The sequence below is a fragment of the bacterium genome (genome assembly GCA_024228115.1).
Taxonomy (GTDB): domain Bacteria; phylum Myxococcota_A; class UBA9160; order UBA9160; family UBA6930.
Map to the genome: position 1 here is coordinate 1 of JAAETT010000215.1, position 8,397 is coordinate 8,397.

At 65.1% G+C, this 8,397-nt stretch carries 8 protein-coding genes; 3 read left to right on the forward strand and 5 right to left on the reverse strand.

Features of this window, described 5'->3' with window-relative positions:
* The first annotated feature begins 164 nt into the window (after positions 1 to 164).
* From GY937_10035 to GY937_10045, 3 genes are read left to right on the forward strand one after another with little or no spacing between them, the layout of a single operon-like run.
* Complete coding sequence (locus GY937_10035) at positions 165 to 446, forward strand: DUF2160 domain-containing protein (GenBank protein ID MCP5057048.1); 282 nt, start codon at positions 165 to 167, stop codon at positions 444 to 446.
* An 8-nt stretch (positions 447 to 454) separates the two neighbouring features.
* A complete protein-coding gene (locus GY937_10040; protein MCP5057049.1) occupies positions 455 to 2,173 on the forward strand; it encodes a carbohydrate ABC transporter substrate-binding protein in 1,719 nt (572 codons plus the stop codon).
* Between the two features lie 41 nt (positions 2,174 to 2,214).
* Entirely contained in the window at positions 2,215 to 3,057 is an 843-nt protein-coding gene (locus GY937_10045; protein ID MCP5057050.1) for an alpha/beta hydrolase, read from the forward strand.
* Positions 3,058 to 3,066: 9 nt separating this feature from the next.
* Here GY937_10045 and GY937_10050 read toward each other — a convergent pair whose 3' ends face one another.
* The 5 genes from GY937_10050 to GY937_10070 form a co-directional block, all read right to left on the reverse strand.
* The gene (locus tag GY937_10050) at positions 3,067 to 4,299 is read right to left on the reverse strand and encodes a NupC/NupG family nucleoside CNT transporter (GenBank protein ID MCP5057051.1); all 1,233 of its coding nucleotides are present in this window, start codon (positions 4,297 to 4,299) and stop codon (positions 3,067 to 3,069) included.
* Complete coding sequence (thiE, locus tag GY937_10055) at positions 4,296 to 4,994, reverse strand: thiamine phosphate synthase (protein ID MCP5057052.1); 699 nt, start codon at positions 4,992 to 4,994, stop codon at positions 4,296 to 4,298. Before thiE ends, GY937_10050 begins: the two co-directional genes overlap by 4 nt.
* Complete coding sequence (locus tag GY937_10060) at positions 4,991 to 6,430, reverse strand: sigma-54-dependent Fis family transcriptional regulator (protein MCP5057053.1); 1,440 nt, start codon at positions 6,428 to 6,430, stop codon at positions 4,991 to 4,993. The genes thiE and GY937_10060 overlap by 4 nt, the downstream gene beginning before the upstream one ends.
* Entirely contained in the window at positions 6,427 to 7,524 is a 1,098-nt protein-coding gene (locus GY937_10065; GenBank protein ID MCP5057054.1) for a PAS domain-containing protein, read from the reverse strand. The genes GY937_10060 and GY937_10065 overlap by 4 nt, the downstream gene beginning before the upstream one ends.
* A partial coding sequence (locus GY937_10070; protein ID MCP5057055.1) for a tRNA-dihydrouridine synthase occupies positions 7,521 to 8,397 on the reverse strand: 877 nt, incomplete at its 5' end. The genes GY937_10065 and GY937_10070, both read right to left, overlap by 4 nt.

The window sequence follows — 8,397 nt, forward strand, 5'->3', positions numbered from 1 at the left end:
ACACTACCTCGCGGCTCTCGATCGCGAACTCGACACCGATCCGACCGACACCGATTCGCCGTTCTGACGAGAAACCAGCACTCGCGCGCGACCACGGCTAGATGATCAGATTTCTACGGTTTCTCGTGATCGCCAACAGCCAAGGGCCTCAGCATGGGGCGCGCATGAGCGATTTCGAGTGGATGGCGTGGACGGTGCCGACCGCGGCCTTCTTCCTGGGAATCGGCGCCCTGCTCGTCGGCATGACGGTCTGGCAGCGGCTCTCGCCCACGAATCTGAGGGAAGGCCTGCTCCCGATCGCGACGACCCGCGGCGATCGTCTCTTCATCGGGCTCCTGGCCAGCGCCTTCCTGCATCTCGCATGGCTGGGCCTCACGCCCTGGAGCCCCTTGTTCGCGTTGGGCCTGTCGGCGCTGCTTCTGGTATCCGTCATGCGGTTCGGATAGGGAGGAAGATGATGGGACGCATGCTCGGGCTCTTGTTCGCGCTGGTTTTCGTGAGCGCAGCTTCTGCGGATGAACGCGAGGCCGCCGCAGCGAAGTGGGTGGATGAGGAGTTCTCTCCCTCGACGCTGGATCGTGAGGCGCAGCTCGCCGAGCTGGCCTGGTTCCGGAAAGCGGCGGAGCCCTTCCGGGGCATGACGATCAACGTCGTCTCCGAAACGATCACGACCCATGAGTACGAGGCCAGGGTCCTGGCCAAGGCCTTCGGGGAGATCACGGGCATCCAGGTCAATCACGACCTGATCCAGGAAGGAGACGTGATCGAGAAGCTGCAGACCCAGATGCAATCCGGTCGCAATATCTTCGACGCCTATGTGAACGATACGGACTTGATCGGAACCCACTTCCGCTATGGCCGAGCGGTCTCGCTCTCGGAGTTCATGGAGGGCGAAGGAAAGGCGGTCACGAATCCAGGGCTGGATGTGGAGGACTTCATCGGCAAGAGCTTCGGCACCGGCCCCGACGGGCAGCTCTACCAGCTTCCGGACCAGCAGTTCGCCAACCTCTACTGGTTCCGCCACGACTGGTTCCAGAGCGAGGATCTGCGCAAGCGCTTTCTCGAGCTCTATGGCTACGAGTTGGGTGTCCCCGTCAACTGGTCGGCCTACCAGGACATCGCCGAGTTCTTCAGCGTGCACGTGAAGGAGATCGACGGCGTTCGCGTGTACGGACACATGGACTACGGAAAGAAGGATCCTTCCCTGGGCTGGCGCTTCACGGATGCGTGGCTCTCGATGGCGGGCGCGGGCGATGCAGGGATACCGAATGGCAAACCCGTGGATGAGTGGGGAATCCGCGTCGAGGGCTGCCAGCCAGTGGGCTCGAGTGTCGCGCGGGGTGGCGCAACGAATGGCCCGGCCGCAGTCTTCGCCCTGACGCGCTACATCGATTGGTTGAAGCGTTTCGCGCCGCCGGAAGCCGCGGGCATGACCTTCTCCGAGGCCGGGCCCGTACCCGCCCAGGGCCAGGTGGCCCAACAGATCTTCTGGTACACGACCTTCACGGCGGACATGACCCGGCCCGGCATCGCGGTGATGAACGATGACGGCACGCCGCGCTGGCGGATGGCGCCGTCGCCGCGAGGGCCGTACTGGGAAGAGGGCATGAAGCTCGGCTATCAGGACGCGGGAGCCTGGACGCTGCTGAAGAGCACACCGCTGGAACGCCGGAAAGCCGCCTGGCTCTATGCCCAGTTCACCGTATCCAAGACGGTCTCCCTGAAGAAGACCCTGGAAGGGCTGACGCCGATCCGCGAATCCGATCTCGCCTCGGAGGCCATGACCGAAGCGGCCCCGCGCCTTGGCGGATTGGTCGAGTTCTACCGCAGCCCGGCGCGTCTGGCGTGGACGCCGACGGGTACGAACGTGCCGGACTACCCGAAGCTCGCTCAACTCTGGTGGCAGAACGTCGCCGAGGCCGTATCCGGTGAACGCACACCCCAGCAGGCACTCGACTCGTTGGCAGCCCAGCAGGATCGCGTACTCAAGCGCCTGGAGCGCGCCAAGGTGCAGGGGGAATGCGGCCCGAAGCTCGGCCCCGAGATCGATCCTTCCATCTGGTTCGCGAAGCCCGGGGCGCCAAAGCCAGAGCTCGCGAACGAGAAGCCGAAGGGCGAAACCGTGCGCTACGAGGAACTGATCGCGGCATGGCGGGAGGGCAGGGCGCGGTAATCCTCAATGAACATCGCCGTCTTCCGAGCTAGCGTTCCCCCATGTACACCCAGGTCAATGGCGTCCGGCTCTTCTTCGATGTGGATGGTGAGAATCTCGCCGCCGATGGCGCCGAGATGCGGGAGAAGCCGACGCTGATCCTGCTTCACGGTGGGCCGGGCTTCGATCATTCGATGTGGAAGCCGGATTTCCAGCAGCTCCGTGACCAGGTGCAGATCGTGTACCTGGACCACCGGGGGAACGGGCGCAGCGAGCACGGGCCGAGAGAGCATTGGAACCTGGATCAGTGGGCCGATGATGTGCGCGGGCTTTGTGACGCGCTGGGGATCGAGCGTCCAATCGTGATGGGGCAATCTTTTGGAGGAATGGTCGCCATCGCCTATGCCGCGCGGCATCCGGAGCATCCGTCGAAGCTGGTCTTTTCGAGTACGTCGGCGCGTATGAACTTGCCTCGGATGCTGGACCGATTCCTGGAGGTCGGAGGTGAGCAGGCGCGAGGGGCCGCGGAACGCTTCTGGACGCAGCCCAGCCTCGAAACCCTTCCCGAGTACACGAGAAATGCAGTCTCCGTGTACGGAAGCAAGCCGGCTTCTCCGGAGGAGTTCGGTCGTGTGCGCATGAATCTCGACGTGCTCTTCCACTTCGCGGGTGACGAGGGCAGCCGGTTCGACTACCTGGATCGGCTGGAGCGCGTCCAATGCCCGACCCTGGTGCTCGGCGGGACCCGCGACCCGGTCTGCCCGATCGAGGATCAGGATGAGATTGCGGCTGTCATGCCCGAGAAATGGGTTCGCTACGAGCGCTTCGAGGGCTGCGGCCACGGCGTCTTCCGAGACGACCCTGAGCGCGGCATGGCGGTGATCCGCGCGTTCCTGGAGGCGTGAGGTCTGGCCTCAGAGCAGGATGCCGACCACGCAGCCAGTCATCAGGGTGGCGAGGGTGCCGGCAAGGATCGAACGAAGGCCGAGAGTCGCGAGTTCCGGACGCCTCGAGGGTGCCATGCCGCCGATTCCGCCTAGCAAGATGGCCAGGGAGCCGAAGTTCGCGAAGCCGCAGAGGGCGTAGCTGGAGATGACGGCGGAGCGGTGGGAGATCGCTCCATCGGCCATCAGCCCGCTCAGTTGGTCGAAGGCCAGGAATTCGTTCAGTACGGTCTTGACTCCCAGGAGCTGAGCCACCTGGAAGCTCTCGGCGGGCTCTACGCCTAGCAATAAAGCCAGTGGCCAGAACAGCAGTCCCAGGATCTGCTGCAACGTGAGGTCCGGTTGCCCCACGAATCCTCCGACCATTCCGAGGAAGGCATTGATGAGGGCGATCAGCGCGACGAAGCAGAGCAGGAGCGCGCCGATGTAACCGGCCAGGCGCAGCGCTGCCAAGGCGCCTTGGCTGGCCGCATCGATCCAGTTGACGGAGGTTCGCTCGACCGCTGCGTGGCCGGATTCGATCGTGAGTGGCGTCTCCGTTTCCGGAACCATGACCTTGGCGATCAGGATCGCAGCAGGTGCCGAGAGCAGGCTGGCCGTCACGAGGTGCCCCGAGAACTCGCCCTCTCCGAGCATCTTGGCGTAGGCGACGAGCACCGAGCCGGCGATCGTGGCCATGCCGGTGACCATCACGGTAAAGAGTTCGCTTCGGGTCATGCGTTCGAGGTAGGGCTGGACGAGCAGCGGCGCTTCGGTCATGCCCACGAAGATGTTGGCGGCTGCGGCGAGGCTTTCGGCGGCCGAGGTTCGAAGGGTGCGGCGCAAGACCAATGCCATTCCGTCGATGACGCGCTGGACGATCCCCCAGTGGTAGAGAATGGAGAAGATGCTCCCCATGAAGAGGATGATCGGGAGCACGTCGAGCACGAACGAAAAGCCCAGCGCCTTGATGGGTCCGAACATGAAGGTCGTGCCGGCTTCCGTGAACTGCAGGAAGCCGAGCACGGCATCATTCACACCGCGAAAGAAGACCTGACCCGGTGTGGTCTTCAGGAGCAGCAGGGCCAGCACCGCCTGCAGGCCCAGGCCCCAGCCGATCACACGCCAAGGCATGCGACGCCGATGTTCGGAGAACGCCCAGGCCACCGCGATCATGGCCAGTAGCCCAAAAGCGCTGGTCAGACGCAGCCCCACGTCGCTCATCCGGTCTGCTCCGATCGGGTCATGCCGAATGCTTCGACCAACCGGCGGGTGGCCTCCAGTGGATCCGTAGCTCCGGCGACCGCCGAGATCACGGCGAACCCCGCCGCTCCCGCGGTCGCCACGGCACCGGCCTCGGCTTCGCCGATTCCGCCAATCGCGACGAGGGGCTTCGGCGCGACGTGGGCGGCGGTCTTGCCCAGGGCTTCGAGCCCGCGCGGCGTGTAGGGACTGTCCTTCGACGCCGTGCCGAACACCGGACCGAAAGCGACGTAGTCGACCGGCTCCGTCGCAGCCCGATCGAGTTGGGCCTCGTCATGGGTCGATCGGCCGACCAGCAGACGCGAGCGAGCCTCCGGCGGCAGCCGGTCCGGGGCGAGATCCTCCTGGCCCAGATGCACACCATCTGCTTCGGCCAGAAGCGCCAGATCGAAGCGGTCGTTCACGAAGAAGCCCACGCCGGCCTCTCGGGTCAACGCGCGAATCTCCCGCGCCCAGGCCAATGCGATCCGATCGGTCGCATGTTTGGTGCGCAGCTGCACCACAGCAGCGCTTCCGGCACAGGCCGCACGGGCTTGGGCCACCGGGTCATGAGGCCAACGCGGATCGTCATCGGCCAGGACGAACAAGCCTGCCAGAGGGAAACTCGTTCCCGGTCGGCGAGGGAAGCTCGTTTCCGGTCGGCGATCGAAGCTCATGGCCGTCCGGGAACATCGATTTCGAGATCGACGATCTTCTTGCGCAAGGTATTCCGGTTGATGCCGAGCCTGGCTGCAGCCTTGATCTGGTTCCCGCCGGTCTCGCGCAGCACGGTTTCGATCACCGCGCGCTCTACCCTTGGCAGGACACCCCGATAGATATCGTCTTCGCCGCTCTCGAGAGCCGCCTGCGTTTCCGCGATGGCCCGCTCTTCCAGACATTCGGGCAGCGAGGGTTCCAGCTCCGTCGCGGCTGCACGGCGCTCGAGGAAAGAGAAGTCCTCCGGAGCCAGCACATCTCCCGAGGCCAACACCAGGGCCCGCTTGATGGCGTTTTCCAGCTCGCGCACGTTGCCCGGCCAATCGTGTCGGGCCAGACGTGCGGTGGTCTCCTCGGCGAGAACATGGGGCCGGTCAGTAAGTTCGGCGTCGTAGCGTTGCAGGAAGTGCTGGGCGAGGGGCGGGATGTCTTCCGGCCGTTCTCGTAGCGGCGGCATGTGGATGGGGACGACGCGCAACCGGTAGAGCAGGTCTTCACGGAAGCTCCCATCGGCAACTGCAGTTTCGAGATCCCGGTGTGTTGCCGCGATCACCCGCACATCGACGTTTTCCGTCTGGCTTCCACCAACCGGCGAGACCTCACCGCTTTGCAGAACCCGTAGCAGTTTTGCCTGGAGTTCGGTCGGCATGTCGCCGATTTCATCCAGAAAGATCGTTCCGCCCGAGGCTTCGCGGAATCGACCCGCTCGCGCTTGTAGGGCGCCGGTGAAGGCGCCGCGCTCATGGCCGAAGAGTTCGCTTTCGAGCAGGTCGCGCGGAATCGCGGCGGAGTTCACGGTGACGAAGGGGCCGTCGGCCCGAGGGCTCGCCCCATGAATCGCGCGGGCGACGAGTTCCTTGCCGGTACCACTCTCGCCAGTCACCAGCACCGCGACATTTCCTCGTGCCACCCGGCCGATCGTCTTGAACACCTCGAGCAGAGAGGCGCTCAGGCCAACCAATCGTTCGCCGGGCGGGATCCGTCCAGAGACCTCCCGCCGCAGCGAGCGGACCTCGCTCTCCAGCGCGCGTGTGCGCAGGGTCTTGTCGACCAGTGGCAGGATCTCTTCCGTACTGAACGGTTTCGCGAGGTAGTCGAGGGCGCCTTCCTTCATGGCCTCGACGGCATTCTCGAGGGTGTTCTGCGCGGTGATGATGACCACCGCGACGTCGTTGCCGATCGACTTCACATGCCGCAACAGCTCGATGCCACTGGGGCCCGGCATGCGGATGTCGAAGAATGCGATCTCGAATGCCTGGCTGGCGAGCGCTTCGAGCGCTTCTTCGCCCGTCGCGACATCGACGACCTCGTGTCCCGCACTCTCCAGCGTTTCTCGCAGCACGAAGCGGATCGACTGCTCGTCGTCCGCCACCAGCACGCGGGCGCTCTCTTTCACTCCGGGCTCCTCTCCGGGGGCGCAGGCACGAGGGGCAGGGCAACTCGGACGCGGGTCCCCACGCCCTTCTCACTCTCGATGTCCAACGTTCCCTCGTGTTGCGCAATCCAATATTCGGCGACCGCAAGCCCCAGGCCCGTGCCACCGGTTCGCGTCGTGAAGAATGGCAGCGTCGCCTGGCGCAATTCCTCCGCATCCATGCCCGCACCATCGTCTTCGATGCTGATCACCACGGTAGGGCGTGAGTGCCCCGTATCGGTGACCAGGCGCCGTTCCAGCGCTACACGGGTCGTGATCGTGATCGTTCCGCCGCCCTGGCCGAGGGCCTGGAGGCCGTTGCGGATGAGGTTCAAGAACACCTGGGTCAGGCGGTCGCCGTCGGCAAGCAGGTCTGGGATGGAGGGGTCGAAGTTTCGTTCTATGCGTGCGCCAGCGAAGGCGGGGTCCATTCCAGCCAGCTCGAGCACGTGATCGAGCACCCGATGGACGTTCAAAGGGACGAGATCGAGACGATCGCCACGGGCAAAGACCATGAAATCATCGACCAGGCTGGCGATGCGCGTGGCCTCCCGGACGACCAACTCGGAGATCTCCCGATTCTTCTCATCGCTCGAACGTCGGCCCAGGATCTCGCCTGCGCCGCGAATCCCGCCCAGCGGGTTCTTGATCTCATGGGCGAGGCCCGCCGCAATCCGACCAAACGCCTCGAAGCGCTCGCGTTCTTCTTCGAGCTGATCCAGGCGGTTGCGCGCCGTTCGATCCCGCAACACCATCACGACGCCGTCGAGTTCGCCTTCCGCAAAGAGCGGGGTTGCGGCGATGTCGACCACAGCATCCTCGAGGCTACGCCTCTCGACCTTTTGATGGCTCTCGGTGAAGCCGTTGCCCCGGGCCAAGGCCTTCCGCACCAACCGCGCGAGCGCATGGCTCGGCGTCACCAGATCCTCGACGGGCTGGCCAAGGACCTGTTCGCGAGAGCGCTCGACGATGCGGGAGGCGGCCGAGTTGATCTCTTCCACCCGCCCGTCGCGATCCAGCACGACCACGCCCGCGACGATCGCCTCGAGGACGCTGCCCAGCTCGCGGGTCGTCACGCGGCCTCCGGGCCGGCTTCTGCCAGGAAGGTTCGTGTGAGGTCGACCAACGTTTCCGCTTCCTGGATCTGCAAGGCATGGACTCGGAAATGCCGGCCGCCCGGCAGCCCCTTGGAGTAGGCGCTCGCATAACGACGAAGCTCACGTACGCGCTCCCGATCGTCACGGGCCACCGAGGAGATCAGTTCTGCATGGCGCTCGAGGGTGGCCAATCGCTCTCCCGTGGTCGGTGGGCGAACGGGGTCGCCCGCGGCCAGAGAGAGGGCTCTCTCGAAGATCCAGGGGTTGCCAATCGCACCCCTTCCGATCATCACGCCGGCGGCGCCGGTTTCTGCTGCCATGGCCGCGACGTCGGCCGCTTCGACCACGTCACCATTCGCCAGGACGGGGAGCTCCGGAACTGCCTCGACGACCTGCTGGATGAGTTGGCGATCTGCCTGGCCGCGGTACTGCTGAGCGCGGGTTCGACCGTGGATCGTGATCAGTTCGGCACCGGCCTTGGCCGCGATCTGAGCGACCTCCGGGGCGTTCAGGGAGTGCGCGTCCCAGCCGCTCCGCATCTTGACGGAGAGGACACCGCCGAAACTCCTGCGCATGGCTTCGACGATGCGCCCGATCTCGAGCGGCGTTCGCATCAAGGCAGCGCCCGCACCCTTGCGGATGAATTTGGGAACCGGGCATCCGAGGTTCAGATCGATCCACCGGACGCCTTGATCGTCAAGTAGCCGGCATGCATCCGCGAGGGTCTTCGCCTTGGCGCCAAAGAGCTGCACGGCCAGCCGGTCTTCAGGGTGAAGCGCGCTTCGGCGAAGGTGGCGGCGTTCCGAGCCGCGCATCACGGCGCAGGCCGAGAGGGTCTCGGTCATCACGAGC